This is a genomic window from Streptomyces sp. NPDC047515, from assembly GCF_040643055.1.
In the GTDB taxonomy this organism is placed as follows: Bacteria; Actinomycetota; Actinomycetes; order Streptomycetales; family Streptomycetaceae; genus Streptomyces.
On the sequence record NZ_JBEYTM010000017.1, the window covers coordinates 18517 to 44196 of the forward strand.

Here is a 25680-nt window from a genome sequence, read left to right on the forward strand (position 1 = left end):
CGGATCCTGCCGGGCTCGCCCATGCCCCGGCACGGCTCGCTGATCCGGCCTGATCCGAACGGACGACCCTGAGGGCTGTCCCGTAATCCCTGGCGGGCGCGCGACGACAGCCAAAGCACCTCGCCACGTTGTCGGAACGTCCGCATACATCCAGTACGTCCCTCCGCCTTGCGATGCACCGCTTCTGACGCCGCGCGCTGATCCACCAGGGACTACGGGACAGCTCTCAGTCGTCGGTGTCGGGAGCGGCGTTCGCGGCTACGGCGAACGGCGTGGCCTGGTGGAAGTAGAGCACCCAGCCCGCGCCGGTCAGCCGCCACAGCGAACTGCGGTGGGCGAGGTGCCCTTTCGTCTCGGTGTCGTAGGTGAGATGGACCAGTTCGGCGTCCAGCTGGAGGCCGCGCATCCGGGACGCGGTGAGCGGCCCGGGTCGCGGGGCGTCCTCGCCGGTGAGCGAGGCGATCAGCGCGTCGCGGTCCCAGACCCGGCCGGCGGAGTCGATCTCGCGGTACTCGGGGTGCAGCACCTGGGTGAGGAGTTCGGCGGAGGCGCGTACCACCGGGTCCAGGAGGCGGAGCTCGCCCTCCACCGCCGCGGCCACGCCGGGGGACGGCTCGGTCATGCGCGGGCTCCGTCGTGTGCGGTGCCGGTCGACGCGGTCATCTCCACGAGCTTGACGACGGTGTTCCAGTTGCGTGAAGTGGCGATGCGCCCCTTGTTGAGGGCGGGACGGAAAAGGGCTCCGGCGAGTTTGGAACGGCCCAGCCCGTCGGGCGTGTAGAGGTAGAGCGCGCGGTCGCCGAGCCGGAACTCCTCGGGGAGGAAGGCCGCCGCGTCGATCCCGGCGAACCGTTCGGCGTCGACCGGCTGCCCGTAGTAGGTGATGTGCAGTTGCCTGCCTTCGAGTTCGGCGGCCGGGAACGGGCAGGCCGCTGCAACTGCCGCGAGGTAGCCGCCGTCCCGGACCAGACAGGGGACCGGGAAGCCGAAGCGCTTCTCGATGGCCTGCTCCAGCTCGGCGGCGAGCGCGTTCTCGTCGTCCGACGCGCTGCTGAAGACGGCGTTGCCGCTCTGCAGATGGGTACGGACGTCTCCGTGGCCGAGTTCGGTGAGCAATGTGCGCAGTTCGGCCATCGGAACCTTCTTGTGGCCGCTCACATTGATCCCGCGCAACAGCGCCGCGTACATCGTCATGGGCACACCATAGGACGATCCGTCCACGCCGTGCGGCCGCCGCGCCCCGTGGGGGAGGGCGCGGCGGCCGCCGATTCCGTCGCGCCGGGCGTCCGCCGCCCGGTCGCGACCGCGGGGGTCGGTTACTCGACGATCTTCAGCAGCTTGTTCGGCGTACCCGCGGTCGCGTTGGAGATCGCGTCGGGGGTGGCTCCGTCGGTCAGCGCCGTGGCGACCTCCGCCGGGGTGGCGTCCGGGTGTCCGGAGAGGTAGACGGCGGCGGCACCGACGACGTGCGGAGTCGCCATGGACGTACCGGAGATGGTGTTGGAGCCGTCGTCGCTGTCGTTCCAGGACGAGGTGATGTCCGATCCCGGAGCGTAGATGTCCACGATCGAGCCGTAGTTGGAGAACGAGGACTGCTCGTCGTCCACCGTGGACGAGGCGACGGTGATGGCCTCCGGGACGCGGGCCGGGGAGGTCTCGCTCGCGTCGGAGGAGTCGTTTCCGGCGGCCACCGCGAAGGTGACTCCGGAGGCGATGGCCTTCTGGACCGCCGAGTCGAGCGCCTCGTCCGCGCCGCCGCCGAGGCTCATGTTGGCGACGGAGGGGCCCTCGTGGTGGGCGGTGACCCAGTCGATGCCCGCGACGACCTGCTCGGTGGTGCCCGAGCCGGAGTCGTCGAGGACCCGCACGGCGACGATCTTCGCCTTCTTGGCGACGCCGTACGTCGCACCGGCGATGGTGCCTGCCACATGGGTGCCGTGGCCGTTGCCGTCATCGGCGCTGTCGTCGTCGTCCACCGCGTCGTAGCCGGAGTCGGCTCGGCCCTCGAACTCGTTGTGCGTGGTGCGGACACCGGTGTCGATGACGTACGCGGTGACGCCCTCGCCCGCGCTGTCCGGGTAGGTGTACGCGTGGTCGCCGGCCGTCTCGGTCTGGTCGATCCGGTCCAGCCCCCAGGACGGCGGGTTGTCCTGGGTAGCGTCGATGTGGAACTTCTTGTTCTGGACCACCTTGGAGACGGCCGGGTCGGCCGCCAGGCGCTTGGCCTCGGTCAACGACAGACCGCTGGCGGAGAAGCCGTTGATGGCGGAGCTGTAGTTCCGCTTGAGCTTGCCGCCGTACTGCTCGGCGAGCTTCGCCTTGTCGGCCTTGTGGTCCAGCATCACGATGTAGCTGCCCGAGACGGCGGTCGCCGCGTCCGCGCCGTAGACGGTGCCCATCGCGGGAGCGGGTGCGGCTCCGGCTACGGGGCTGCCCAGCAGGGTGACTCCGGCCGCCGCGGCCACCGCGGTTATGGCGGCGGTCAGCTTGATCCGACGTGCGCGCTTGTGAATTGCCATGAAGAGGGGTCTCCTCGTCATTCTTTGTGGGGGGATTGACCCCCGGCCGGAAGATCTCCGGGGGCTGGCTCGAAACCCTCACTCATTGACGCGCTCAGATCAAGTCCTTCATCCGGCTGTGACTTACACAACAAGGTTTCGTAATAAGAAACCGGCCAGCCGTGTTCAAGTCGGACACCGCCTCCGCGGCCTTCGCCGCGCGGGCGGGGCCCGCCGCTCCCGCAACGACGACCGGCGCTCTTCGCAAGAGGGAAGGCGGACCCCGTCGGCGGACCCGGAGGGACGAGGAGTCGACCTGATTCCGCCCCCGCGCGTCCGCCGGCAGATATCGGGAGGATCGGTCATGCCTCACCGTCAGGACGTCTCGGCCGCTACGGCCTTTCGTTCGGATCACGCGAGCCCGGCGTGATCCGAACGAGGGGCCTTGGCCGCACCTGACGCGTCAGCGCTGATAGCGGGCCAGCACCCGGTTTCCGTCGTCCACCAGACGCTTCCTCAGCTCCTCGGTACCGATCGCCCCGCTGTAGTACTCCTGGAGGGCCGGCGTGGCGACCTTGTCCTTCCATTCCGGGTAACCGCGGACCGACTGCGCGGGGGCCGGGCGGAGCCTCCTCGCGACCGCGACACCGGTCGCCCAGCCGTCCTTGCCGGTGTGCAGGGCCGGGTCCGCGAGGGCATCGGTGCCGGTCGGGAGCATCCAGTCCCCCTTGGCCAGTCGCACCATGTTCCGCGGCCACAGCAGGAAGTCGATGAACCGCGCGGCCTCCTTCTTGTGCGGGCTGGCCTGCGAGACGGAGAGGGTCTGCGGGCTCACCCCCTGCGCAATGCCCTTGCTGCCCGCGGGGGCCGGCAGGACCGTCCACTCGAAGCCCTCGGGAGCCTGCTCGACGACCTGTTGACGGTACGAGAAGCCGAGCGGAACCATCGCGTACTTGCCGCCGAAGAATCCGGGGAGCGTGTCGGAGCCGCCCATGCCGAGCGCGGTGCGGGCGGCGCTTCGATCGGTTTCGACCTGGTCGCGAATGGTGTCGGGGACGACCTGGTCGCCCTTGTCCGAACGGATGGTGACCTTGCCGTCGGCTCCGCGGTGGAAGAGCCGGCCGCCGGCGGAGAGCCCGAGGTTGAGGGTGACCGAGACCGGCTCCTTCAGCGGCCAGGCGACGCCGTACCTCCCGTTGCCCGTCAGCTCCTTGGTGACCTGACGGAACTCGGTCCAGCTCCAGGGGCTGTCGGGGGTCGGGATACGGACGCCCGACTCCTTGAGTATCCGGCTGTTGGCGATCAGGACGCGGGGCTCCTGGAGGAACGGCACACCGTAGACGCCGTCGCCGAAGGTGGTGGTCTGCCAGCTCTGCTGCGGGATGTCGGCGGTCAGCCGGTCCGGGAGGAGCGTGCGCAGATCGGCGAGGTGGCCGCCATAGGCGAAGTCGGCGAGGTCGTCGGAGGCGTCATGGATGACGTCCGGCGCCTCGTCGCCTTCGAAGGAGGTGAGCAGCTGGTCGTGCACGGTGTCCCAGCTGCCCTGGACATAGGTGACATGGATGTCGGGGTGGGTTTCGTTCCACTCCCTCACCAGTTGCTTGTTGGCATCGACGGACTCCTTCTGCCAGGCCAGCGACTGGAAGCTGAGCTCGGTCCGTCCACTGCCGTCCGTACCGTCGCCCGTCCCCGCACAGCCCGTGAGCAGCAGGGCCAGCGCGGTGGCGACGGCGGCGGCCGCCGTCCGTACGGGAGCACGCATCAGCTCTTCACCGCCCCGGCCAGCAGGGAGCCCGTGATCCGCCGCTGGATGATCGCGAAGACGACCAGCGAGGGCAGGGTCGCGAGGAACGCGGCTGCGGCGAGCGGCCCGAGATCGGCCGCTCCCTCCGCGCCGATGAAGTGGGTCAGCACAACCGGCAAGGTCTGTTTCTCCGGTGTCTTGAGCAGGACGAGTGCGAAGAAGAACTCGTTCCACGCGGTGATGAACGCGAAGAGCGCGGTGGCGACGATGCCGGGGGCCAGCAGCGGGGCGGTGACCGAGACAAGTGTCCGCAGCCGGCCCGCACCGTCGACGGCGGCGGCCTCTTCGAGCTCTGCGGGCACGGCCCGTAGGTAGCCGGTCAGCATCCACAGCGCGAAGGGCAGCGCCCAGACGACGTACACCATGACCAGACCCCACAGGGAGTTGATCAGATGGAGATGCTTCAGGATCAGGAAGAGCGGGGTGATCAGCAGCACGAACGGGAACGCCTGGCTGATCACGACCCAGCCGGTGGTGGCCGTCGAGAGCCTGGAGCGACGGCGCGCCGTCACGTAGGCCATGGGCGTGGCGATGACGACCGCGATGAGGGCGGCGCAGAGCGCGGCGATCAGTGAGTTGACGCCGGCCTGGAGCAGTGGCTGTTCGTCGAACGCCTTGCGGAAGTTGTCCAGCGTCGGGTGTTCGGGAATCCAGGTCGGATGCAGGGAGCCCAGTTCCCGCGCCGGTTTGAAGGCGGTGGAGATCAGCCACAGGAACGGGAACGCCAGAAAGACGAGATAGCCGAGCAGCGCGACGTAGTGTCCGGCCCGCGCGGATCCGCCGGCACGTACACTCACCGGTCCTCGCCTCCTCCGAGTCGGCCGACGAGAAACGCCGCGAGGATCACGGAGATCACCGCGACCATCACACAGCCCATCGCGGCGGCGTAGCCGAACTGTCCGTAGCGGAAGGCCTCTTCGTACGCGAAGAGCATCGGCAGCCGGGTCCGGCCACCGGGTCCGCCGCTGGTCAGCACGTAGACCAGGGCGAAGGCATTGAAGTTCCAGATGAAATTGAGCGCGGTGATGGAGAGCGCGACCGGTCTGAGCGCGGGCCAGGTGACGGTACGAAAGCGGCGCCAGGCGCCCGCTCCGTCCAGTGCGGCCGCCTCGTGGAGTTCGTGCGGGGTGTTCTGCAGTCCGGCCAGCAGGGCGACGGTGGTCTGCGGCATGCCGGCCCAGACACCCACCACGATCACGGCGGGCAGGGCGGTGGCGAGTCCGGTGAGCCAGTCCCGGCCGTCGCCGAGGCCGAGATCGCGGAAGGTCTCGTTGAGAACGCCCGCGTCCGGGTGGTAGACGAGCCGCCACATGATGCCGACGACCACCTCCGGCATCGCCCACGGAATGATCGCCAGCGCCCGCGCCAGCCAGCGCAGCCGCAGATTCTGGTTGAGCAGCAGGGCGAGGCCGAGTGACAGTACGAACTGCGGGACGGTGACGCCGAGCGCCCACAGCAGGCCGATGCGGAACGAGTCCCAGAAGAGGGCGTCGTGCAGCAGGTCCTGGAAGTTCAGCCCGCCCACCCACTGGGTGGAGCGGGTGCGGCCGGACTGGGCATCGGTGAAGGCCAGCGCGATGCCGTAGAGGAGCGGGCCGACGCTGAGGATCAGGATCGGGATCAGCGCGGGCAGCACCAGGAACCAGGTGCCCGCGCTCCGGCCGGTCGTCCGGATCCGCTTGCCGTGCGGGCCACCGGTCGGGCCGCGGCTCCCGGTTCGTACAGTTGCAGTCGCCAATGTCATGGATTCGCCCCCTTGCGTCATTCGATCGGTTTTATACCGTTCTGGCCGCTCAGGTGGCCCTCGTCATCGTGCTGACGGTCCGTCGGTTCGTCAAGCGGGCCTGCGCGGATGCGAAAATCGGAGACATGAACGAGATGCGTGCGCGCGAGGTGCTGGCCGCTGCCGGGCTGTCCGGCGGAGCGGAGCTGCTCGCACTGGGTGAGAACGCGGTGTTCGCCGTGGACGACCTGGTGGTCAAGGTCGGCCGGGACGCCGTACGGAACCCGGAACTTCGGGACCGGGCCGAGCGCGAGGTGGCTGTCGCGCGGTGGCTGGCCGCCTCCGGGGTTCCCGCCGTACGGGCCGCGGAGCCCGGGGCACGGCTGGTGGAGGGCCACCCGGTGACCCTCTGGCACCGGCTGCCCGACGCCGTGCGCCCGGCCGAGCCGCGGGATCTGGCGCACCTGCTCACCCTGGTCCACGCGCTGCCCGCCCCGGAAGGCTTCACCCTGCCGCGCCGTGAGCTGCTGGGCGGGGTCGAGCGCTGGCTGCGGCTCGCGGGCGATGCGATCGACCCGGCCGACGCCGACTATCTGCGTGAGCGCCGCGACGGCTTCGCCGCGGCCGCGGCCGCGCTGGTCCCCCATCTGCCGCCCGGCCCGATCCACGGCGACGCGCTCCCCCGGAATGTCCACGTCGGCCCGGACGGGCCGGTGCTGGTCGATCTGGAGACCTTCTCCACGGATCTGCGCGAGCACGATCTGGTGGTGCTCGCCCTGTCCCGGGACCGGTACGGGCTGGCGGCCGAGGCCTACGACGCCTTCACCGCCGCTTACGGCTGGGACGTCCGCGCATGGGACGGCTGCGCGGTGCTGCGCGGGGCACGCGAGACGGCCAGCTGCGCGTGGGTGTCCCAGCACGCGCCGACCAACCCGAAGGCCCTCGCGGAGTTCCGCCGCCGGGTGGCGTCGCTGCGCGACGGCGACACCGCGGTGCGGTGGTATCCGTTCTGACGCTGTGACCGGACCGTCCGACGGCCGCCGCGCCCCCGGCCACCGGACGGGCTCAGAACAGGCCCCGGGCCGGACGCGCCCAGAACCTCAGCCCGTCACCCGGGCCGGCTCCCGCAGGGGCCAGTGACCGTCGACCACCGCGTCCGCCGTGCCCTTGCGACGCAGGAACTGCTGGAAGTCGGCCGCCCATTGCGCGTACCACTCCACCTGGCGTTCATGCAGCTCGGCGGTGGTCAGCCCGGCCACCGAGGCGTGCCGTTCGGCTATCGCGTACGCCACCCGGACCGCGGCCAGCGCATCCGCCCCCGCGTCATGGGCGCCGCCGTGCACCACGCCGTACTCGACGCAGACCGCTTCGAGGGTGCGCTTGCCCTTGCGATAGCGGTCGACGGCCCGGTCGATGGTGTACGGGTCGATGACGGGTCCGATCCCCGCCCCGTCGAGCCGGTCGCTCAGCGACGGCAGCCCGTGCCGCCGGAGCTCCGCCGTCAGCAGCGTCAGGTCGAAGGCCGCGTTGTACGCGACGACCGGCACCCCCTGGCGCCAGTAGCCGGTGAGTGTCTCGGCGATCTCGTCGGCCACCTCGCGCACCGGCCGGCCCTCCGCCGCCGCCCGCTCGCTGCTGATGCCGTGGATCGCCGAGGCCTGTGCCGGAATCCGGATGCCCGGATCCGCCAGCCAGGTGCGCTGCCGCACCGGCTCCCCGTCCCTGCCGCGGACGCCGACGACCGCGGCTGTCACGATCCGGGCCTCCAGCGGTTCCGTGCCCGTCGTCTCCAGGTCGAAGCCGACCAGCGCCTCCCGGTGCCAGCTCATTCCGTACCTCCTTCGTGGTGCTCTCCCCCAGGTGACGACCACCCTCGCACGCACCACTGACAACGGAGCGACAGCCCCTCAGGAGACGGGCCGGGAGTCCGTCCACACGGACTCGAATTCCTCGCGGTACGTCTCGAACAGCCCGTGCTCGTTGTCCTGCCCCGCCCGGACCACCGCACGCCCGCCGCCCCGCAGCACCAGCACGGGCGCCTCCATGCCGCGTGCGCGCCGCAGATACGGCTGGACGACCCCGACCGCGTCCGTCCCGTCGCCGTCGACCAGATAGGCCGTGAAGCGTGGCGTCTCGTCGAAGACATGGATCTCGAAGGCACCCGGGTCACGGAGCTTGGAGCGGACCCGGCGCATGTGGAGGATGTTCATCTCCACCGACCGGCTCAGCTCGCCCTTCTTGAGACCCAGTTCCCGTTCCCGGCGCTTGACCGCGCTGCTCGCCGGATTGATGAAGAGCAGCCGGACCCGGCAGCCCGACTCGGCCAGCCGGATCAGTCTGCGGCCGGAGAAGTTCTGCACGAGCAGGTTGAGTCCTATGCCGATCGCGTCGAGACGGCGCGAACCGCCGAAGAGGTCCTCGGCGGGCAGCTGGCGCTGGAGCCGCACCCGGTCGGAGTGGACGGAGACCACGTCCGCGTACCGGTCGCCGACCAGCTCTTCGACGGCGTCGACCGGCAGCCGGTCGGACGACGGGACCGCGGCGCCGTTGCCCAGGATCTCCAGGAGCCGGGCGGAGGCGCGCTCGGCCTGGGCGAGAACCGCCTCGTTCAGGGCGCGGTTGCGGGAGACCACATTGCGGGCGACCTCCAGTTCGTCGAGCGCCAGCTCGACCTCGCGCCGGTCGTCGAAGTACGGCTCGAAGCACGGCCAGTGCTGGACCATCAGCTCGCGCAGCTGCGGCAGCGTGAGGAAGCTGAGAACGTTGTCGTCGGCCGGGTCCAGCAGATAACCCTTGCGGCGGGAGACCTCGCGCACGGCGACGGCGCGCTGCACCCACTCCTGCCCGGCGGGTCCGGCGGCGGCCACCACCCAGTCCTCGCCGTGGACGGGCTCGTAGATGGGCCGGAGCACCGCGGCGACCACGGCGCGCAGCCGCTGCTCCACGAGATTCAGCCAGATGTAGGCCCGCCCGGCCCGCTGGGCGCGCGTGCGTACCTCTTTCCAGGCGTCCGCTCCCCAGTCCAGCTCCGCACCGATCTCCATGGGCCGCGCAAGTGACACCGCCCCGGGCGGAGCATCGGTGGAGTCCCCCTCGTGACCTGGGTCACCTGGGGGCAGCTCGAACCCTCCCGAGCTCAACCGCGCACCGCCTTCCACTCCCCCACCAACGATCAAGGAAGGGTACTCCGCGAGCGGGATCCGGTGCAGCCGGATGCACAGGCTGCTTCCTCAACTCCCCTGGGACATACGCATGTTCCTGGAGGCGAGATTTGCCGTAGTGAGCGGATTCATAGTGATTGAGCACCTCGTCCGGGGCCCTGTGCGGGACCTGGGGTCGATTCGGCGCCTCTGATTCCGGTTTCGGGCGACACGGAGAGGCCCGATGTTGACCGGACCGCGCGACGTCCTAGGTAGCCGCACCTCTTTCGGGGAAGATCTGGCTCAAGCAGCCCGCAAGCCCCAAGCACCCGGATCAGAAGTGGAAGAGTCGAACCTATGCAGGTCTGGCCGGGACAGGCGTATCCGCTCGGCGCCACGTACGACGGCGCCGGGACCAACTTCGCGGTCTTCTCGGAGGCCGCCGGCCGAATCGAGTTGTGCCTGCTGCACGACGACGGTTCCGAGACGGCGGTGGAGCTCAGGGAGACCGATGCCTTCGTCCGCCATGCCTATCTTCCCGGGGTGATGCCCGGTCAGCGGTACGGATTCAGGGTCCACGGACCGTACGAACCGGAGCGCGGCGCTCGCTGCAACTCGGCGAAACTGCTGCTCGACCCCTATGCCAGGGCGGTCGCCGGGCAGATCCGGTGGGGCGAGGCGGTGTACGGCTATCCCTTCGGCCGGCCCGACGCCCGCAACGATCTCGACTCGGCACCGCACACCATGACCTCGGTCGTGGTCAACCCGTACTTCGACTGGGGCGACGACCGGCGCCCCCGTACCGACTACCACCGCACGGTGATCTACGAGGCCCACGTGAAGGGTCTGACGATGCTCCATCCGGGGCTGCCGAAGGAACTGCGCGGCACCTACGCGGGACTGGCCCATCCCGAGGTGATCGCCCATCTGACGGAACTGGGGGTCACGGCGATCGAGCTGATGCCGGTGCACCAGTTCGTCCAGGACCACCGGCTGGCGGACGCGGGGCTGGCCAATTACTGGGGTTACAACACCATCGGATTCTTCGCCCCGCACAACGCGTACGCCTCCTGGGGCGACCGCGGCGAGCAGGTGCTGGAGTTCAAGCAGGCCGTGAGGGCGCTGCACCAGGCCGGCATCGAGGTGATCCTCGACGTGGTCTACAACCACACCGCGGAGGGCAACCACCTGGGTCCGACACTCTCCTTCCGGGGCCTGGACAACGCCTCGTACTACCGGCTCGCAGACGACCAGCGGTACTACTTGGACACCACTGGGACCGGGAACTCCCTGCTGATGCGGTCGCCGCACGTACTTCAGCTGATCATGGACTCCCTGCGGTACTGGGTCACGGAGATGCACGTGGACGGCTTCCGCTTCGACCTGGCGGCCACTCTGGCCCGGCAGTTCCACGAGGTGGACCGGCTGTCGTCGTTCTTCGACCTGGTGCAGCAGGACCCGGTGGTCAGCCAGGTGAAGCTGATCGCCGAGCCGTGGGACGTGGGCGAGGGCGGCTACCAGGTGGGGAACTTCCCGCCGCTGTGGACCGAGTGGAACGGCAAGTACCGGGACACCGTGCGGGACCTGTGGCGGGGCGAGCCGAGGACCCTCGCCGAGTTCGCCGGACGGCTGACGGGCTCGTCGGACCTGTACCAGGACGACGGTCGGCGGCCGCTCGCCTCGATCAACTTCACCACCTGCCACGACGGATTCACGCTGCACGACCTGGTCTCGTACAACGAGAAGCACAACGAGGCGAACGGCGAGGGCAACCGGGACGGCGAGAGCCACAACCGGTCCTGGAACTGCGGCGCGGAGGGCGAGACGGACCAGCCGGAGGTGCTGGAGCTGCGGATGCGGCAGATGCGGAACTTCATCGCCACGCTGATGGTGTCGCAGGGCGTACCGATGCTGAGCCACGGCGACGAGTTCGCGCGTACGCAGCGGGGCAACAACAACGCGTACTGCCAGGACAGCGAGTTGTCGTGGGTGCACTGGCCCGCGCCGGCCGAAGCCACGGGGAGCGACGCGGACGAGGACGCTCCGGACGAGGGGGACGGTCTCGGCAGCAGCCTGCTGGAGTTCACCCGGGCGATGGTCTGGCTCCGCCGCGACCATCCGGTCTTCCGGCGCCGCCGGTTCTTCCACGGGCGTCCGGTCGAGGGCACCCACGACGAGCTCTCGGACATCGCGTGGTTCACGCCCGAGGGCGGCGAGATGACGCAGCGGGACTGGCAGGCCGCGCACGCCAAGGCGCTGACGGTCTTTCTCAACGGTCACGCGATCTCGGAGCCGGGGCCGCGCGGCGAGCGGATCTCCGACGACTCGTTCCTGCTGATGTTCAACGCGAGCGCCGACACGCTGGAGTTCTCCGTTCCGGTGAATCACGGCCGGCAGTGGACGGTGGTGGTCGACACGGCACGCCCGGCCGGGGTGCTTCCCCGCTCGGGGCCGAAGGTGTCGGCGGGCGAACGGGTGACGCTGGTCGGGCGGAGCATGGCGGTGTTGCAGCGCCCCGCGTAGGGCCGGGGACGACGGCCCGCGGTCGGCCGGAGCCCGGCGGCCCGCGGGTGACTGCACCGGGACCGAAGGCCCGTCAGGTGATCGGCCCGGCGGCACTCGCGGGTGCCGGCTCCGGGACCGACGGTCCGTCCGGTGATCGGCCACACCGCCGGTCGAGCCCTTTGCGGCGTTCCGTGACACAGAAGGCCGCGTGCTGGGTACGTAACGGCGCATGACGCCCACCGCCACCTACCGGCTCCAGCTCCAGCCGGACTTCCCGTTCTCGGCCGCCGCTCACGCCGTGCCGTATCTCGCCGCGCTCGGCGTCTCCCATCTGCATCTCTCCCCCGTGCTCGAAGCCGTGCCCGGCTCCAGACACGGATACGACGTCGTCGACCACAGCCGGGTACGCGCCGAACTCGGCGGTGAGGAGGGGCTGCGGGAGCTGGCCCGTACGGCGCGCGCGCACGGTCTCGGGCTGGTGGTGGACATCGTGCCGAACCACATGGCTGCTGTCCCGCGCCACAACCGCGCCCTGTGGGAGGTGTTGCGCGAGGGTCCCGGGTCCCCGTACGCCCACTGGTTCGACATCGACTGGGCGGCGGGGGGCGGCAAGGTGCTGCTGCCGGTGCTCGCCGGGCGGATCGGCGACGAGCTCGACGGGCTCCGGGTCGACGGCGAGGTGCTGCGCCACGGCGAGCAGGAGTTCCCGCTCCGGGCCGGTACCGCCCGCCTGCCGTTGCCCGAGCTGCTGGATGCCCAGCACTACCGGCTCGGCTGGTGGCGGCTGGCCCGTACCGAGCTGAACTACCGGCGGTTCTTCACCATCTCCGACCTCATCGGAGTGCGGGTGGAGGACCCGGAGGTCTTCGCCGCCACCCACGACAAGATCCTCGAACTGGTGCGGGACGGGGTCGTCGACGGGCTGCGCATCGACCACCCCGACGGGCTCGCCGAGCCCGCGGCCTATCTGGAGCGACTCTCGGCGGCGACCGGCGGCCGGTGGACGGTGGTGGAGAAGATCCTCGCCGGCGCCGAACCGCTGCCCGCGGACTGGACGGTCGCGGGGACCACCGGCTACGACGCGCTGCACCGTGTCGACGGGGTCTTCGTCGACCCGATGGGCGCCGCGGAGCTGGTCGGCCACTACCGCGCGTACGCGCGCCCCGCCGAGGGACGCGGCGGTGACTGGGCGGCGACGGTCCGCCGGGCCGCGTACCGGGTGGTGACGCACGAGCTGGCCGCCGAGACCGCGCTGCTGACCCGGCTCGCCGTGCGCGTCTGCGCCGAGGATCCCGCCCTGCGCGACCACGCCCCGTGGACGCTGCACACCGCCGTGCGCGAACTGCTCGTACGGGTGCCCGTCTACCGCCCGTACGCGACGGCTGGGGGCTCCCGCACCGAGACGGCCGAGGCGGCGCTCCCGGATTCGGCCGTGCGGGACGCCAAGGCGGTGTTCTCCGTTGCGGAGGAGGCGTCGGCCGTCGACGTCGTACGGGAGCTGGCGCTGGGGCGGCTGGGCGAGGGGGCCGATCAGGCAGCGTTCTGCGCCCGGTTCGCCCAGACCGCGTCCGCGTTGCGCGCCAAGTCCGTCGAGGACATGGCGTTCTACCGGTACGTACCGCTGATCTCGGCGAACGAGGTGGGCGGCGACCCCGGGCGGCCGGCGGTGACGCCGGAGGAGTTCCACGCGTTCTGTGCCCGGCAGGCGCGCGTCCTGTCGGCCACGGGCACGGCTCTGACCACCCATGACACCAAACGGAGCGCCGACGTACGGGCCCGGATCGCGGTGCTGACCCAGTGTCCGGAGCAGTGGGCCGAGCTGCTGGTGGAGCTGGGGCGGCTGACTCCTGCGACCGCGCCCGACGCGCAGTTCGCCTGGCAGGCCTGGCAGACCGCCTTCGGATGCGCGACGGTGCCGGCCCGAAAGATCGCGGGCCGGCTGGAGCCCAGCCTGCTCAAGGCGGTCCGCGAGGCGGGACTCTTCACCAACTGGACGGAGCCTGATCCGGTGTACGAGCGGGCGGTGACGGACTTCGTCGCGGCGGGACCGGCCGCCGACTCCGGTCCGGCGCGCGAGGCGCTGGAGCGGTTCGCGGGCGCGCTCGATCCGCACGTCCGGGCCAATGTGCTCGGCGCGGCGCTGGTCCAGCTGACGATGCCGGGGGTGCCGGACCTGTATCAGGGCACGGAGCGGGAGTACGTGGCGCTGGTCGACCCGGACAACCGGCGGCCGTTCGACCACCCCTCCGAGAAATGGTCCCTCGGTGAGAAGGGCGACCTCACCGCGGCGGCGCTGCGGCTGCGGCGCGAACGGCCCGAGGTGTTCGGCGAGTCAGGTGCGTACGCCCCGCTGAATGCCCGTGGACCGGCGGCCGCGCACTGTCTGGCCTTCTGTCGCTCGGGCGACGTGGTCACCGCGGTGACCAGGCTCTCCTTGCGGCTGGCGGAGTCGGGCGGCTGGCGCGGGACGGAGCTGACGCTGCCGGACGTCGGGCCGTGGACCGATCTGCTGGCACCCGGCCGGAAGTTCACCGGGGTCACGGTCGCGGCGGCCGAGCTCTTCGCCGAACGTCCGGTGGCGCTGCTCAGCCGGGCCGGACGAGAAGGGCCCGCGGACCGCGCGTGAGCAGGCCGGTGCCGGCTGGGCGGAACCCCTCCGCCCAGCGGAGCCGGGGCATCGCGTCGAGCAGGGCGCGCAGGCCCTGCCGCGCCTCCAGCCGGCCGAGCACGACGGCCGGGCAGTCGGCAGGTCCGGTGAGGGAACTTCCCTGGTCATGGCGGAAGGGGTCGTAGAGGTCGGGGGCGGAGAACCGCTCCGGATCGCGGCCCGCCGAGCCGATCAGACAGGCGACGGCGGCCCCGGCGGGCAGCGTGCCGCCGCTGAGGGTGACCTCGGTGACGGTGCGGCGCAGCACGATCTGCACGGGCGGGTCGCGGCGCAGCGACTCGGTCCAGGCCCGGTCGGCCAGAGCCGGTTCGATGCGCAGGGCGGCCAGGAGATCGGGGGCGTCCAGGAGGTTGGCCAGGAAGGAGGCGAGCGCCGTCTCGCGGAGTCCGGTGTGCCGGACGCAAGGGGTGGCGGTGCTCCCTGTTCCGGTGCGGGGCAGCCGGGTGACGTACGTGCGGGAGGGTGCTCCGACGGTGGATCCGGCGGGCAGCCAGCGGCAGAACTCCTCGACGAGGTCGGCCTGCCGACGGCCCGCGATGCGCCGCGCCAGTACGTAGGCGGTGCGCTCGATCCGCGCCGCCATGTGACGTGGTACCGGTCCGGCGTCTGCCATGTCTGCCATGTCTGCCATGTGACGTGGCACCGATCCTGGAGCTGCTATGTCACGTTGCACCGCTCCCGGGCCCGCCATGTCACGTTGCACCGTTCCGGGGTCTGCGATGTGACGTGGTACCGGTCCGGTCGTGGTCCCGCGCTGTCCGTGCGGCGTGCACAGGTGGTTGCCGTGGCAGAGCCCGAGGGGTGCGGGGCCGCCGCGCGGCGCACCGTCGTGCGGGAATCCGGTGAACCGGGGGTCGCCGAGGGCCATGGCCACATCCGCGTACCGGCTGACCAGCCAGGCGCCCAGGGGCGCGTCGTAGCTGAGCGGGTATTCCTCGCGCAGGACACGGTAGAGCCGGTACGGGTCGTGCGCGGCTCCGGGGGCGAGCAGGCTGGGACCGGTGCCGGGGCGGGGTCCGCGCGCCGTCCGGCCGGTCCGGCGGCCGGGTGCCGGTATGCCTTCGGGCGCGTCGTCCTGCATCCGTACCCCCGGGCGTCAGGGCGCCGGTGTACGGCGCGGTTCTCACAAGGGGATCACTGACCCAGGCGTCACGCAGTCGGCGTACGGCCGTCCGGGTGACGGCGCGGTACCCGGACGGCCGGACCTCAGTCCGCGGGCGCCCGGCGGCCGAACGGCCGGGAGGCCCCGAGCAGCTCCGTGAACGCGGCGGCGGCCCCGGTGAGCTCGACGCGGGAGAAGACCGCCAGCCGGCGACGCCACGGCGGGTCGACGGTGAGGGCCGCGCAGTCCTCGCCGACCGCTCCGCGGACCATGTGCGCGGGCGCCGTGGCGACTCCGACCCCGGCGGCGGCCATCCGTACCGCCGTCGACGTGTGTTCGGTGCGGACCGCCGTACGGGGGGTGAAGCCGGCCTCCCCGCAGGCCCGGTCGAGGAACGCCTGTCCCTGGACCACGGGTTCCATCGCGCAGCGCACCCAGGACCGGTCGGCCAGTTCCTGGAGGCGGACCGAGGCGCGTCCGGCGAGCGGGTCGTCGAACGGGACCACCAGGACGATGTCCTCCGCGCCGACCGGGACGACGGGTCCGGTCCAGTCGGCCGGCGCCGGGCCGACGGCCAGGTCGGCGGCGCCGCGTTCGATCTGTTCCTCCAGGGACTCCGTGGTGGCGTACTCGTGGAGGACGAGCCCGACCCCGGGATGCGCACGGCGCCACTGGGCGAAGACCTCCGGGAGGATGCCGACGGCCACCGCGTGCACCGTCGCGAGGTGCAGTTCGCCGCCCTCCGCGCCCGCCGCGGCACGGGCCGCGCGCCTGGCCTGGGCGGCGCTGCGCACGGACCGTTCCGCGTGCGGCAGGAAGGCGCGGCCCATCGGGGTCAGGCGCACGCCGCGCGGCAGCCGTTCGAGCAGGGCGCCGCCGACGTTCTTCTCCAGGGCCTTGATCTGGTGGGACAGCGCGGGCTGGGTGACGTGGAGGAGCTCGGCGGCCCGGGTGAACGACGACTCCTCGACGACCGTGACGAAGTACTCCATCTGCCGCAGGCTCATCGCGCTCTCCTCGTCGACCGTACCCAAGAACTCGTGGACCGTACTCGTGGACCGTACCCATGAAGCAGTCCATGAATTCTGTGCATGGGATCCACAGAAACATTGCCTTGGACTCATGGCTAGGACGGAGCGAAGGCTGGGGCCATGACCGGGACGACGGCAGGGAACGAGGACGCGCACATGAACCAGACCGATGTGCTGGTGATCGGCGGTGGCACGGGCGGATACTCCACGGCACTGCGGGCGGCGGCCCTCGGTCTGGAGGTGGTGCTCGCGGAACGCGACAAGGTGGGCGGCACCTGTCTGCACCGAGGCTGCATCCCCAGCAAGGCGATGCTGCACGCCGCCGAACTCGTGGACGGCGTCGCGGAGGCGCGGGAGCGGTGGGGTGTGAAGGCGACCCTGGAGGCCGTCGACTGGTCGGCGCTGGTCGCCACCCGGGACGACATCGTGGCGCGCAACCACCGGGGCGTGGTGGGCCGGCTCGCGCACGCGGCGGTCGAAGTGGTGCACGGGAGCGCCGAGTTGACCGGGCCTCGCACCGCCCGCATCACGGGGCGCGGGGAGGTCGTCGCACGCCGCGGCATCGTCCTGGCGACCGGGTCGCGGCCGCGCATGCTGCCGGGCCTGAGCGCCGACGGGCGGCGCGTGGTCACCAGTGACGACGCGCTGTTCGCGCCGGAGCTGCCACGGTCCGTCCTGGTGCTGGGCGGCGGGGCGATCGGGGTCGAGTACGCCTCGTTCCACCGGTCGATGGGCGCGGACGTCACCCTGGTCGAGGCCGCCGGCCGGCTCGTGCCGCTGGAGGACGTCGATGTGTCGCGTCATCTGACCCGCGGTCTGAAGAAGCGCGGCATCGATGTGCTGACAGGGGCCCGGCTGTCGGACGTGGTCGTACTGGACGACGGGGTACGGGCGACCGTGCGCACCGCGCGCGGGGAGACCTGCACAGCACGGGCCGAGCGGCTGCTCGTCGCGGTGGGGCGGGCCCCGGCGACCGACGGCCTCGGGCTCGCGGCGGCCGGTCTGGCCACCGACGACCGCGGCCATGTGGCGCCCGCCGACTGGTCCCGTCTCGAAACGTCCGTGCCGGGCATCCACGTGGTGGGCGATCTGCTGCCGCCGCCGTCCCCGGGCCTGGCCCACGCCTCCTTCGCCGAGGGCCTGGCGGTCGCCGAGACCCTGGCCGGTCTCGGCTCGCCGGCGGTGGACTACGCGGCCGTCCCGCGGGTCACCTACTCGTCCCCACAGACCGCCGCGGTGGGTCTGACCGAGGCGCAGGCCCGTGACACCGGACACGATGTCGTGGTCAACACCATGCCGCTGACGGCCGTGGCCAAGGGCATGGTGCACGGACAGGGCGGCATGGTGAAGGTCGTCTCCGAGCGGGGTGGCCGGGTGCTCGGGGTGCATCTCGTCGGTCCGCACGTCTCCGAGATGATCGCCGAGAGCCAGCTGATCGTCGGGTGGGACGCCGAACCGGCCGATGTGGCCCGGCACGTCCACGCGCATCCGACGCTCTCCGAGGCGGTCGGCGAAGCGTTCCTGACCCTCGCCGGACGTGGTCTGCACCAGCAGTCCTGATCCGGCGGCCGCCGGGGCCCGGCGGGTTCAGGAAGGGGGGCCGAGGACGGGTGCGGAGAGCTGGAAGCTCATCCGGCCGAAGCTCACCTGGTCCCCCTCGCGGACCGGGACCGTACCGATGACCCGCTGTCCGTTGACACAGGTGCCGTTGGTCGAACCGAGGTCGCGCAGCAGCCAGTGTCCGCCCTGCGCGGTGAGTTCGGCGTGGAGCCGGGAGACCGTCTCATGGTTGAGCCGCAGCCCGTTGCCCGGATCGCGGCCTATCCGCAGGGGGTGCGGGCTGGGAGCGGGGAGCAGGAGCTTCGGGAGCCGTTCGGTCTGCCAGACCCGGCGCACCCGGCCGGGGAAGCCGGACACCCCGCTCACGACCCGGAGTATCCGCCGCGACCAGCGGCCCTTGCTCTCCAGGTCGGCGGTGAGCGCCTCCAGCTCCTCCGGGTGCCGGGCGATGAGCGCCAGTTCCATGCGTCGCATGAAGGTGTCGTGGGACAGCATGCCCTGGGCCGCGCCGTCTCTGAGTACGCCGAGAACACGGTCGCGCTGGGCGTCGGACAGCCGCACGGGATACGTGTGGGACTCGAAGGAGGACGTCACGGCACCAATTGTCGGGGCGACCGCCCCGGAGTGTCCAGAACGGGCCGGCTTTCCGCGCTCCCGACCTGCGCGGAGCACCTGGCCCGCGATTCCGGGGCGATGTGGAAAAGACGTTGCTACTGTCTCCCGCCGGCGGCCCGGCACAGGCGGGACGCCTGTCGCGCACTTCGAGGAGACCGCATGTCCCCCGCAGCACCGGAACTGACCGTCCGTCCGCTCCGCGGCCCGCAGGAGCTGGGGCTCTTCCGCCGGTTGTCGTACGTCCTCGACGACGAGCTCGCCGAGGACCTGGAGAGCGGGCGTCGCCGTCCCGAGTGGATGTGGGTGGCGTTGCGCGGCGAGCGCCTGGTGGCGCGGATCGCGTGGTGGAGCCGGGACGGCGCGGTACCCCTGCTGCTGGACTTCTTCGACCTCGACGACACCCTGTCCGAGCCCGAGCGCGGCGAGGCGGGGCTGCGGCTGCTGGAGGAGGCGACGGCTGCGGTCGTGCCCGTCGGTGCCGCGCGGCCCGAGTACGGACGGTTCGTGCCGCCCGACTGGCGTGAGGACCCGGCCGCCCGCGACGTCGTGGAGGCCCGGATCCGGGTGATGGAGCGCTCCGGCGCGCGGATGCTGGTCGAGCGGCTGCGCCTGGAGTGGCGCGCCGGTACGCCGGTCCCCGCGGACAGCGGGCGGCTGCGGTTCCGCCCGGTCGAGGGACGGGACGATCTGCTCGCGCTGATGACCCCGGTGATGGAGGGCACCCTCGACGCCCACGGCCGGGCGGATCTGGCCTGCGGGCTCAGCGCCCGCGAGGCGGCCGAGAAGCACTACGACGAGGAGCTGGCGGGGTACACGACACCGCGGGAGTGGTGGCGCGTCGGGGAACTTCCCGGTGGTGAGCCGGTCGGGTTCGTGATCCCGGCACGCAACAGCTACAACCCGGTCATCGCCTACATCGGCGTGCTGCCCGACCGGCGCGGCCGGGGCTACATCGACGACCTCCTCGCCGAGGGCACCCGCGTGCTGGCCGCGCAGGAGGGTGTGGAACGGATCCGGGCCGCCACCGATCTCGGCAACGTCCCGATGGCGAAGTCCTTCGAACGTCTCGGGTATGTGAACTTCGAGCGCGCCTTCGACATGGTCTGGGACTGAATCCGGCCGCTGCCCGATGGTGGCCGCGTTCGCGCGGGCCGGCCATCGCGTCAGCCGTGAACGTGTCCGTCCGGTGCGGGTTGCGGGGTGAGTTCCGCCAGCCAGTCCAGGCGGAGCTGCTGCTCGGCGGGGATCGTCGCGTCCTCGCCGCGCGGCCCCACGTTGAGCAGCAGGTTGCCGCCCGCCGCCGCTGTCCCCCGCACCAGCGAGTCCAGCGCGTCCCGGCCGAGATACGCCTCCGGCGGGGAGTTGCGGTTGTAGCCGAAGCTGTGGTCGATGCCACGGGTGATTTCGTACGGGTCGGGTCCGGTGTAGCGGGCGAATTCCGGGGTGCGGAAGTCGTAGTAGGGGGGTTTGCGCGGGACGAAGCCCTCTCCCTGGGCGATGGTGCGGCGTTCCCAGCGGTCGTACAGGGCCTTGGCGCCGGGCAGTTGCAGCGCGCGCCACATCGGGGCATAGGGGAACAGCCGGTCGTTGACGACTCCGTGCGGGACGGTGAAGCGGTAGTACGCGACGAGCCGTTGCACCTCGGTGCGGGAGGCGGGCCAGGCGATGTCGTTCCAGAGGATGTCGGGGCGGTAGCGGCGGATCAGCTCGCGCAGCTGGGCGTTCGCGTACGCGGGGTAGCTGCCGCGCGGGACCGCGGACACGGTGTCCGCGCCGGTGCCTATGGGACGGTCGTCGAAGGTCCAGTCCAGTCCGCCGGAGTAGTACACACCGAAGCGGAGCCCCTCGGCCCGTACGGCTTCGGCGAATTCACCGACCACGTCGCGCGTGGTGTGCCAGCCGGCGCGGTGCGGGTTCTCCACCTCGGAGGGCCACAGGCAGAACCCGTCGTGGTGCTTGGTGACGAGGACGGCGTAGCGGGCGCCCGCGGCGCGGAAGCCGCGGGCCCAGGCGGCGGGGTCCCAGTTGTCCAGGGCGTCGTTGAAGTCGCCCCCGAAGGCGGTGTACGGGCGGGTGCCGTACGTCGCGCGGTGATGGGCGAAGACAGGGCTGCCGGGGAAGCGCAGCGCGTTCTCGTACCACTCGGCGTACGACGTCCAGCCGAGCGGCGAGCGGCGGCCCGCCAGGGGCAGTTCGTCCGCCGGAACGTAAGGCGGGGCCCAGCCCGGAACGGAGGCGGGCGTCCAGTGCACAAAGATCCCCAGTCGGGCCCGGGACCACCATGAAGCAACCATGGCGCGAAGTATTGATCACACAGGGGGCCGTTCGTAAGATCCGGGCACCTCCGGGGGCACGGTGCCGGACCCTTACGAGCTGATGGCGAGCGCCCGATGATCCTGGACGATCCCCGTACGGAACCGCGGCAACGCGTCGGAGGTGGCTGGATCGGTGGTCTGGTGCTGGCCAACCTGGGCCTGTACATGGCTTTCCTCACCCCGATCCAGGTGCTGCTCGCGCAGCAGATCGATGCCCTGTCCTCGTCCGGCAAGGAGGTCGCGCTGGGCTGGGCGACCGGGGCGGGGGCGCTGGTCGCGGTGATCGCCAACCCGGTCGCCGGGGCGCTGTCGGACCGTACGGCCGGACGGTTCGGCCGCAGGCACCCGTGGATCCTCGGCGGTGCGCTGGTCGGCGCGGTGGGTCTGGTGGTGACGGCGGCGCAGACCACGGTGGTCGGGGTGGCGCTCGGCTGGTGTCTGGCGCAACTGGGGCTGAACGCGATGCTGGCCGGCACCAACGCGGTGGTTCCCGACCAGGTGCCGGTGCGGCAGCGGGCGGCGGTGTCGGGGTTCATCGGGATACCGCAGACACTGGGGCTGGTCTTCGGGGTGCTGCTGGTGTCGGTGGCGGTGACCGGAACCGGTCCGGGCTATCTGGTGCTGGCGGGGCTCGTGGTGCTGTGCGCGCTGCCGTTCGTCCTGCTGACACGCGACCCGGTCGTGCCGGGCAGGGTGCGAGGGCCGGCGGTCCGGCCGAGGGACTTCTGGGTGAGTCCGCGGCTGCATCCCGATTTCGGGTGGGCGTGGCTGACCCGTTTCCTGGTGCAGTTGGGGAATGCGATCGGCACGCTCTATCTGCTGTATTTCCTCAAGGACGCGGTGCGTTATCCGGATCCGGACATGGGCGTCCTGTACCTGACGCTGCTCTACACCGGCGGTGTGGTGGTGACGGCGGTGGCGGGCGGAGTCGTCTCGGACCGGCTGGGCAAGCGCAAGATGATGGTCAGCGTCTGTTCGATGGTGATGGCGGCGGGTTCGCTGCTGCTGACGTTCCGGCACACCTGGCCCGCGGCGATGGTGGCCGCGGTGGTGCTCGGGCTCGGCTACGGCATCTACGTGGCGGTCGACCAGGCGTTGATCACCCAGGTCCTTCCGGCGGCCGTCGACCGGGCGAAGGACCTGGGGGTCATCAACATCGCCAACTCCGCGCCGCAGGTGCTGGGCCCGGCACTGGCCGCGCCGGTCGTGGCGTACGCGGGCGGCTATGCCGGGCTGTATCTGGCGTCGACCGTGGTGACGGTGGTGGGCGGGGTTCTGGTGTGGCGCATCAGGTCAGTTAACTGATCCGCCGGTGCCGGATTTCTGCGCTCGGATCAGATCGCGGTACCAGGCGTACGAGTCCTTCGGGGTCCGGCGCAGCGTCTCGTAGTCGATGTGGACCAGGCCGAACCGTTTGCCGGCCCCTTCGATCCATTCGACGTTGTCGGTGAGCGACCAGGTGAAGTAGCCGCGGACGTCGATGCCCGCGTCGATGGCCGTGCGCAGGGCCTTCAGATGTCCTTCGAGGTAGGCGATGCGTCGGGTGTCCCGGGCGGGTTCGTCGACGGCGCAGCCATTCTCGGTGATGTAGATCGGCGGGAGCCGGTCGCCGAAGCGGTCGCGGAGCTGGACGAGGGTTTCGCGCAGGCCGTCGGGGACGACGGGCCAGCCGAAGTCAGTCTTCTCGTAGCCCTCTATCTCGCGGATGCCGAAGGGGAGTTCGGCGGGCATCTCGAAGCCGGAGAAGGAGCCCGGGGCCTCCGCGTCGGGAGCGCCGACGAGGGTGGGGTTGTAGTAGTTGACCCCGTACCAGTCGAGCGGGGTGGAGATGGTCGACAGGTCGTCCTCGACCGGGCCCGGCATCAGCGCGGCGAAGTTCTCGTCGGGGTAGCGCCCGGTGAGGATCGGATCGGCGAACAGCCAGTTGGTGATCGTGTCGTACAGCTGCGCGCCGAAGCGGTCCTCGTCGGTGTCCCCGGCGGTCCAGACGGGGGTGTGCGAGACGGCGATGCCGATGTTGTCCGCGCCCGCGCCGCGCAGGGCGCGGACGGCCAGGCCGTGGGCGAGGAGCTGGTGATGGGCGGCGGGGAGGGCGTCGAAGAGGAGGGTGCGGCCCGGCGCGTGCTCACCCAGGGCGTAGCCGAGCAGCGTCACTTCGGCAGGTTCGTTGAGGGTGATCCACATCGGTACGCGGTCGGCGAGGCGCTCGGCGACGATGCCCGCGTACTCGGCGAAGCGGTAGGCCGTGTCCCGGTTGAGCCAGCCGCCCGCCTCCTCCAGCGGCAGTGGGGTGTCCCAGTGGTAGAGGGTGGGGGCCGGGGTGATGCCGTGGGCGCAGAGTTCGTCGACGAGCCGGTCGTAGAAGTCCAGCCCCTGTGGGTTGACCGGTCCGCTGCCGCCGGGCACCACCCGCGGCCAGCTGATGGAGAACCGGAAGGCGTCGGCGCCGAGGCCGGCCAGGAGGGCGACGTCCTCGCGGTAGTGCTGGTGGAAGCCGGTCCCCCGGGTGGTGTCGGTACCGTCCTTGATCCGTCCGGGCTGGGCGGCGAAGGCGTCCCAGCCCGAGGGGCCCTTGCCGTCGGTGTCGGACGCCCCTTCGGTCTGGAACGCGGAGGCGGACGCTCCCCAGAGGAATCCGGGCGGGAACGACGGCACGTCCCACGACGGCGCATTCGACGACGGCACATTCATCTCGGCCTCCACAGCCGTAAGAGGGAGTGCGTATTGAGCAGAACCTGGCGGGGCAATGATCAGAACCAGACCTTAATCGCCAGTAACGGGCTCGATCCAGTGTCGTGAGTCAGCCGTCGCGGCTACTGCCGACCATGGGGCACGGGGGCGATGAGACGAGGAGCGTTGCATGCTGTTCGAGGTATGGGCACCGGATGCGGACTCGGTCGGACTGCGGCTGGGGGGTGAGCCGCGGGCGATGGGGCGCGATCCCCTGCGGGACGGCTGGTGGACGGTGGAGGCGGAGGCGTCGGACGGGGACCGCTACGGCTTCGTCCTGAACGCGGGCGAGAACGGCGCGAGCGGCGGGCCCGTGCTGCCCGATCCGCGGTCGCGCCGCCAGCCGGACGGGCCGGACGGCGAGAGCGCCGTCGTCGACCACTCGGCGTACGACTGGCGCAACGACTGGGCGGGCCGTGGGCTGCCCGGCGCCGTCCTGTACGAGCTGCACATCGGTACGTACACCGACGAGGGCACCTTCGACGCCGCGGCGGCCCGCCTCGGCCACCTCGCCGAACTGGGCATCACCCATGTGTCGCTGATGCCGGTCTGCCCCTTTCCCGGCACGCACGGCTGGGGGTACGAGGGGGTGTCGCCCTGGGCCGTGCACGAGCCGTACGGCGGACCGGAAGGGCTCAAGCGCTTCGTCGACACGGCGCACGGTCTCGGGCTCGCGGTCCTCCTGGACGTGGTCCACAACCACCTCGGTCCGTCCGGCAATCACCTCCCGGCGTTCGGGCCGTACTTCACCGAGACCCATCACACCCCGTGGGGCGCGGCGGTCAATCTCGACGCCCCCGGTTCGGACGAGGTGCGGGCGTATCTGCTGGGCAGCGCGCTCGCCTGGCTGCGGCACTACCGGCTCGACGGGCTGCGGCTGGACGCCGTCCACGCCCTGGCCGACACCCGGGCACTGACCTTCCTGGAGGAACTGGCCGCGGCGACCGACGCGCTGGCGGCCGAACTCGGCCGCCCGCTGTCGCTGATCGCCGAGTCCGACCTCTGCGACCCGCGGACGACCACACCGCGCGAATCGGGTGGCATCGGACTGCACGCCCAGTGGAACGACGACTTCCATCACGCCCTGCACACCGCGCTGACGGGAGAGTCGCAGGGCTACTACGCGGACTTCGCCGCCGTTCCGCTGGCCGCCGTCGCCAAGACCGTGACGAGCGCGTTCTTCCACAACGGCACGTACTCCAGCTTTCGCGGCCGTACCCACGGCCGTCCGGTCGACATCGCCCGCACCCCGGCCCACCGTTTCGTCGGCTATGCCCAGACCCATGACCAGATCGGCAACCGGGCGCTGGGCGACCGGCTCTCGGCCACGCTCTCCCCCGGCCTGCTGGCCTGCGCCGCGGCCCTCGTGCTGACCGGGCCGTTCACCCCGATGCTGTTCATGGGCGAGGAGTGGGGCGCCCGTACTCCCTGGCAGTTCTTCACCGACCACACCGATCCGGCACTCGCCGAGGCGGTCCGGGGCGGCAGGCGGCGCGAGTTCGCCGCGCACGGCTGGGCGGTGGACGACATCCCGGATCCGCAGGACCCGGCCACCCGCAACCGCTCCTGCCTGGACTGGAGCGAACCGGCGCGGGAGCCGCACGCCCGGCTGCACGCCTGGTACCGCGAGCTGATCGCCCTGCGCCGTACGCTGCCCGACCTCTCCGACCCGGATCTGGCGTCGGTGCGCACCGCCCACGACGAGCAGGCGCGCTGGCTGGCGTACCGCAGGGGCGATCTGCGGATCGCGGTCAACCTCGACGAGAAGCCGGCCGTGATCGCGCTGGGCAGCGGCCGACGCCGTGGCGCCGGAGGCAGGGTGGTGGCCGCGTGGGAGCCAGTGGCGGCGCCGGACGGCGACGGACTGCTGCATCTGCCGCCGGAGTCGTGCGTGGTGCTGGCCGACGACTGACCGTACGACATCCTGCACCGCTTCCGCGCCCGCGAGCCGCGGGACTGACCGCGACGGCGCGGGGCGGGGCGGGAGCG

At 71.3% G+C, this 25680-nt stretch carries 20 protein-coding genes; 7 read left to right on the forward strand and 13 right to left on the reverse strand.

All coding sequences use genetic code 11. The features are described 5' to 3' along the window. Positions 1–226: 226 nt before the first annotated feature. From ABZ826_RS16650 to ABZ826_RS16675, 6 genes are all read right to left on the reverse strand, one after another. Positions 227–622 carry a nuclear transport factor 2 family protein gene (locus tag ABZ826_RS16650; RefSeq protein WP_361447807.1) on the reverse strand — a complete coding sequence of 132 codons (396 nt, stop codon included), beginning with the start codon at positions 620–622 and terminating at the stop codon, positions 227–229. Beyond that, the gene (locus tag ABZ826_RS16655; protein WP_361447810.1) at positions 619–1194 is read right to left on the reverse strand and encodes a DUF1697 domain-containing protein; all 576 of its coding nucleotides are present in this window, start codon (positions 1192–1194) and stop codon (positions 619–621) included. The genes ABZ826_RS16650 and ABZ826_RS16655 overlap by 4 nt, the downstream gene beginning before the upstream one ends. 122 nt (positions 1195–1316) lie before the next feature. Beyond that, on the reverse strand, positions 1317–2519 hold the full coding sequence (locus ABZ826_RS16660) for a S8 family serine peptidase (RefSeq protein WP_361447813.1): 1203 nt from the start codon (positions 2517–2519) through the stop codon (positions 1317–1319). Positions 2520–2961: 442 nt separating this feature from the next. Beyond that, the gene (locus ABZ826_RS16665) at positions 2962–4260 is read right to left on the reverse strand and encodes an extracellular solute-binding protein (protein WP_361447816.1); all 1299 of its coding nucleotides are present in this window, start codon (positions 4258–4260) and stop codon (positions 2962–2964) included. Beyond that, a complete protein-coding gene (locus ABZ826_RS16670; RefSeq protein ID WP_361447818.1) occupies positions 4260–5099 on the reverse strand; it encodes a carbohydrate ABC transporter permease in 840 nt (279 codons plus the stop codon). The genes ABZ826_RS16665 and ABZ826_RS16670 overlap by 1 nt, the downstream gene beginning before the upstream one ends. After that, positions 5096–6046: a sugar ABC transporter permease gene (locus ABZ826_RS16675; protein WP_361447821.1), complete on the reverse strand. Its 951-nt coding sequence runs from the start codon at positions 6044–6046 to the stop codon at positions 5096–5098. Before ABZ826_RS16675 ends, ABZ826_RS16670 begins: the two co-directional genes overlap by 4 nt. 125 nt (positions 6047–6171) lie before the next feature. Between ABZ826_RS16675 and ABZ826_RS16680 the strand changes: the two genes are divergently transcribed. Further along, positions 6172–7038: an aminoglycoside phosphotransferase family protein gene (locus tag ABZ826_RS16680; protein WP_361447824.1), complete on the forward strand. Its 867-nt coding sequence runs from the start codon at positions 6172–6174 to the stop codon at positions 7036–7038. Between the two features lie 87 nt (positions 7039–7125). Here ABZ826_RS16680 and ABZ826_RS16685 read toward each other — a convergent pair whose 3' ends face one another. Both ABZ826_RS16685 and ABZ826_RS16690 read right to left on the reverse strand, forming a co-directional pair. Then, a complete protein-coding gene (locus ABZ826_RS16685; protein WP_361447827.1) occupies positions 7126–7854 on the reverse strand; it encodes a 3'-5' exonuclease in 729 nt (242 codons plus the stop codon). A gap of 78 nt (positions 7855–7932) precedes the next feature. Then, positions 7933–9165: an SAV2148 family HEPN domain-containing protein gene (locus tag ABZ826_RS16690; RefSeq protein ID WP_361447830.1), complete on the reverse strand. Its 1233-nt coding sequence runs from the start codon at positions 9163–9165 to the stop codon at positions 7933–7935. Positions 9166–9522: 357 nt separating this feature from the next. On the opposite strand from ABZ826_RS16690, the gene glgX reads away from it, so the two are divergent. Both glgX and treY read left to right on the forward strand, forming a co-directional pair. Beyond that, on the forward strand, positions 9523–11688 hold the full coding sequence (gene glgX / locus ABZ826_RS16695) for a glycogen debranching protein GlgX (RefSeq protein WP_361447833.1): 2166 nt from the start codon (positions 9523–9525) through the stop codon (positions 11686–11688). 211 nt (positions 11689–11899) lie between these two features. Further along, positions 11900–14296: a malto-oligosyltrehalose synthase gene (gene treY, locus ABZ826_RS16700; protein WP_361447836.1), complete on the forward strand. Its 2397-nt coding sequence runs from the start codon at positions 11900–11902 to the stop codon at positions 14294–14296. Here the strand turns inward: treY and ABZ826_RS16705 are convergent. Then, the gene (locus ABZ826_RS16705; RefSeq protein ID WP_361447839.1) at positions 14256–15419 is read right to left on the reverse strand and encodes a cytochrome P450; all 1164 of its coding nucleotides are present in this window, start codon (positions 15417–15419) and stop codon (positions 14256–14258) included. The two genes, treY and ABZ826_RS16705, sit on opposite strands and share 41 nt — an antisense overlap. A gap of 125 nt (positions 15420–15544) precedes the next feature. Then, positions 15545–16447: a LysR family transcriptional regulator gene (locus ABZ826_RS16710; protein WP_361447842.1), complete on the reverse strand. Its 903-nt coding sequence runs from the start codon at positions 16445–16447 to the stop codon at positions 15545–15547. A gap of 180 nt (positions 16448–16627) precedes the next feature. Between ABZ826_RS16710 and lpdA the strand changes: the two genes are divergently transcribed. Continuing rightward, positions 16628–18031 carry a dihydrolipoyl dehydrogenase gene (gene lpdA, locus ABZ826_RS16715; protein ID WP_361448094.1) on the forward strand — a complete coding sequence of 468 codons (1404 nt, stop codon included), beginning with the start codon at positions 16628–16630 and terminating at the stop codon, positions 18029–18031. A gap of 27 nt (positions 18032–18058) precedes the next feature. On the opposite strand, the gene ABZ826_RS16720 is transcribed toward lpdA, so the two are convergent. Continuing rightward, the gene (locus ABZ826_RS16720) at positions 18059–18625 is read right to left on the reverse strand and encodes a DUF1707 and FHA domain-containing protein (RefSeq protein WP_361447845.1); all 567 of its coding nucleotides are present in this window, start codon (positions 18623–18625) and stop codon (positions 18059–18061) included. 180 nt (positions 18626–18805) lie between these two features. Between ABZ826_RS16720 and ABZ826_RS16725 the strand changes: the two genes are divergently transcribed. Beyond that, on the forward strand, positions 18806–19759 hold the full coding sequence (locus ABZ826_RS16725; RefSeq protein WP_361447848.1) for a GNAT family N-acetyltransferase: 954 nt from the start codon (positions 18806–18808) through the stop codon (positions 19757–19759). A gap of 50 nt (positions 19760–19809) precedes the next feature. Here ABZ826_RS16725 and ABZ826_RS16730 read toward each other — a convergent pair whose 3' ends face one another. Next, positions 19810–20940, reverse strand: a complete 1131-nt coding sequence (locus tag ABZ826_RS16730; RefSeq protein ID WP_361447851.1) for an alpha-L-fucosidase — start codon at positions 20938–20940, stop codon at positions 19810–19812. A gap of 96 nt (positions 20941–21036) precedes the next feature. On the opposite strand from ABZ826_RS16730, the gene ABZ826_RS16735 reads away from it, so the two are divergent. Then, positions 21037–22266 (forward strand): MFS transporter, encoded by a 1230-nt coding sequence (locus ABZ826_RS16735; protein WP_361447859.1) that lies wholly within the window; start codon positions 21037–21039, stop codon positions 22264–22266. Here ABZ826_RS16735 and ABZ826_RS16740 read toward each other — a convergent pair. Continuing rightward, complete coding sequence (locus ABZ826_RS16740) at positions 22255–23652, reverse strand: GH1 family beta-glucosidase (RefSeq protein ID WP_361447862.1); 1398 nt, start codon at positions 23650–23652, stop codon at positions 22255–22257. The two genes, ABZ826_RS16735 and ABZ826_RS16740, sit on opposite strands and share 12 nt — an antisense overlap. A gap of 169 nt (positions 23653–23821) precedes the next feature. On the opposite strand from ABZ826_RS16740, the gene treZ reads away from it, so the two are divergent. Beyond that, entirely contained in the window at positions 23822–25603 is a 1782-nt protein-coding gene (treZ, locus tag ABZ826_RS16745) for a malto-oligosyltrehalose trehalohydrolase (RefSeq protein ID WP_361447865.1), read from the forward strand. The last annotated feature ends 77 nt before the right edge of the window (positions 25604–25680 follow it).

What these genes read in the sequence shown, in the direction of transcription:
- treZ (WP_361447865.1), top strand. Translation starts at nt 23,822, where the DNA reads ATGCTGTTCGAGGTATGGGCACCGGATGCGGACTCGGTCGGACTGCGG.
- ABZ826_RS16680 (WP_361447824.1), top strand. Translation starts at nt 6,172, where the DNA reads ATGAACGAGATGCGTGCGCGCGAGGTGCTGGCCGCTGCCGGGCTGTCC.
- ABZ826_RS16725 (WP_361447848.1), top strand. Translation starts at nt 18,806, where the DNA reads ATGTCCCCCGCAGCACCGGAACTGACCGTCCGTCCGCTCCGCGGCCCG.
- ABZ826_RS16665 (WP_361447816.1), bottom strand. Translation starts at nt 4,260, where the DNA reads ATGCGTGCTCCCGTACGGACGGCGGCCGCCGCCGTCGCCACCGCGCTG.
- glgX (WP_361447833.1), top strand. Translation starts at nt 9,523, where the DNA reads ATGCAGGTCTGGCCGGGACAGGCGTATCCGCTCGGCGCCACGTACGAC.
- ABZ826_RS16660 (WP_361447813.1), bottom strand. Translation starts at nt 2,519, where the DNA reads ATGGCAATTCACAAGCGCGCACGTCGGATCAAGCTGACCGCCGCCATA.
- ABZ826_RS16655 (WP_361447810.1), bottom strand. Translation starts at nt 1,194, where the DNA reads ATGACGATGTACGCGGCGCTGTTGCGCGGGATCAATGTGAGCGGCCAC.
- ABZ826_RS16710 (WP_361447842.1), bottom strand. Translation starts at nt 16,447, where the DNA reads ATGAGCCTGCGGCAGATGGAGTACTTCGTCACGGTCGTCGAGGAGTCG.
- ABZ826_RS16705 (WP_361447839.1), bottom strand. Translation starts at nt 15,419, where the DNA reads ATGCAGGACGACGCGCCCGAAGGCATACCGGCACCCGGCCGCCGGACC.
- ABZ826_RS16685 (WP_361447827.1), bottom strand. Translation starts at nt 7,854, where the DNA reads ATGAGCTGGCACCGGGAGGCGCTGGTCGGCTTCGACCTGGAGACGACG.
- ABZ826_RS16740 (WP_361447862.1), bottom strand. Translation starts at nt 23,652, where the DNA reads ATGAATGTGCCGTCGTCGAATGCGCCGTCGTGGGACGTGCCGTCGTTC.
- ABZ826_RS16730 (WP_361447851.1), bottom strand. Translation starts at nt 20,940, where the DNA reads ATGGTTGCTTCATGGTGGTCCCGGGCCCGACTGGGGATCTTTGTGCAC.
- ABZ826_RS16735 (WP_361447859.1), top strand. Translation starts at nt 21,037, where the DNA reads ATGATCCTGGACGATCCCCGTACGGAACCGCGGCAACGCGTCGGAGGT.
- ABZ826_RS16675 (WP_361447821.1), bottom strand. Translation starts at nt 6,046, where the DNA reads ATGACATTGGCGACTGCAACTGTACGAACCGGGAGCCGCGGCCCGACC.
- treY (WP_361447836.1), top strand. Translation starts at nt 11,900, where the DNA reads ATGACGCCCACCGCCACCTACCGGCTCCAGCTCCAGCCGGACTTCCCG.
- lpdA (WP_361448094.1), top strand. Translation starts at nt 16,628, where the DNA reads ATGAACCAGACCGATGTGCTGGTGATCGGCGGTGGCACGGGCGGATAC.
- ABZ826_RS16650 (WP_361447807.1), bottom strand. Translation starts at nt 622, where the DNA reads ATGACCGAGCCGTCCCCCGGCGTGGCCGCGGCGGTGGAGGGCGAGCTC.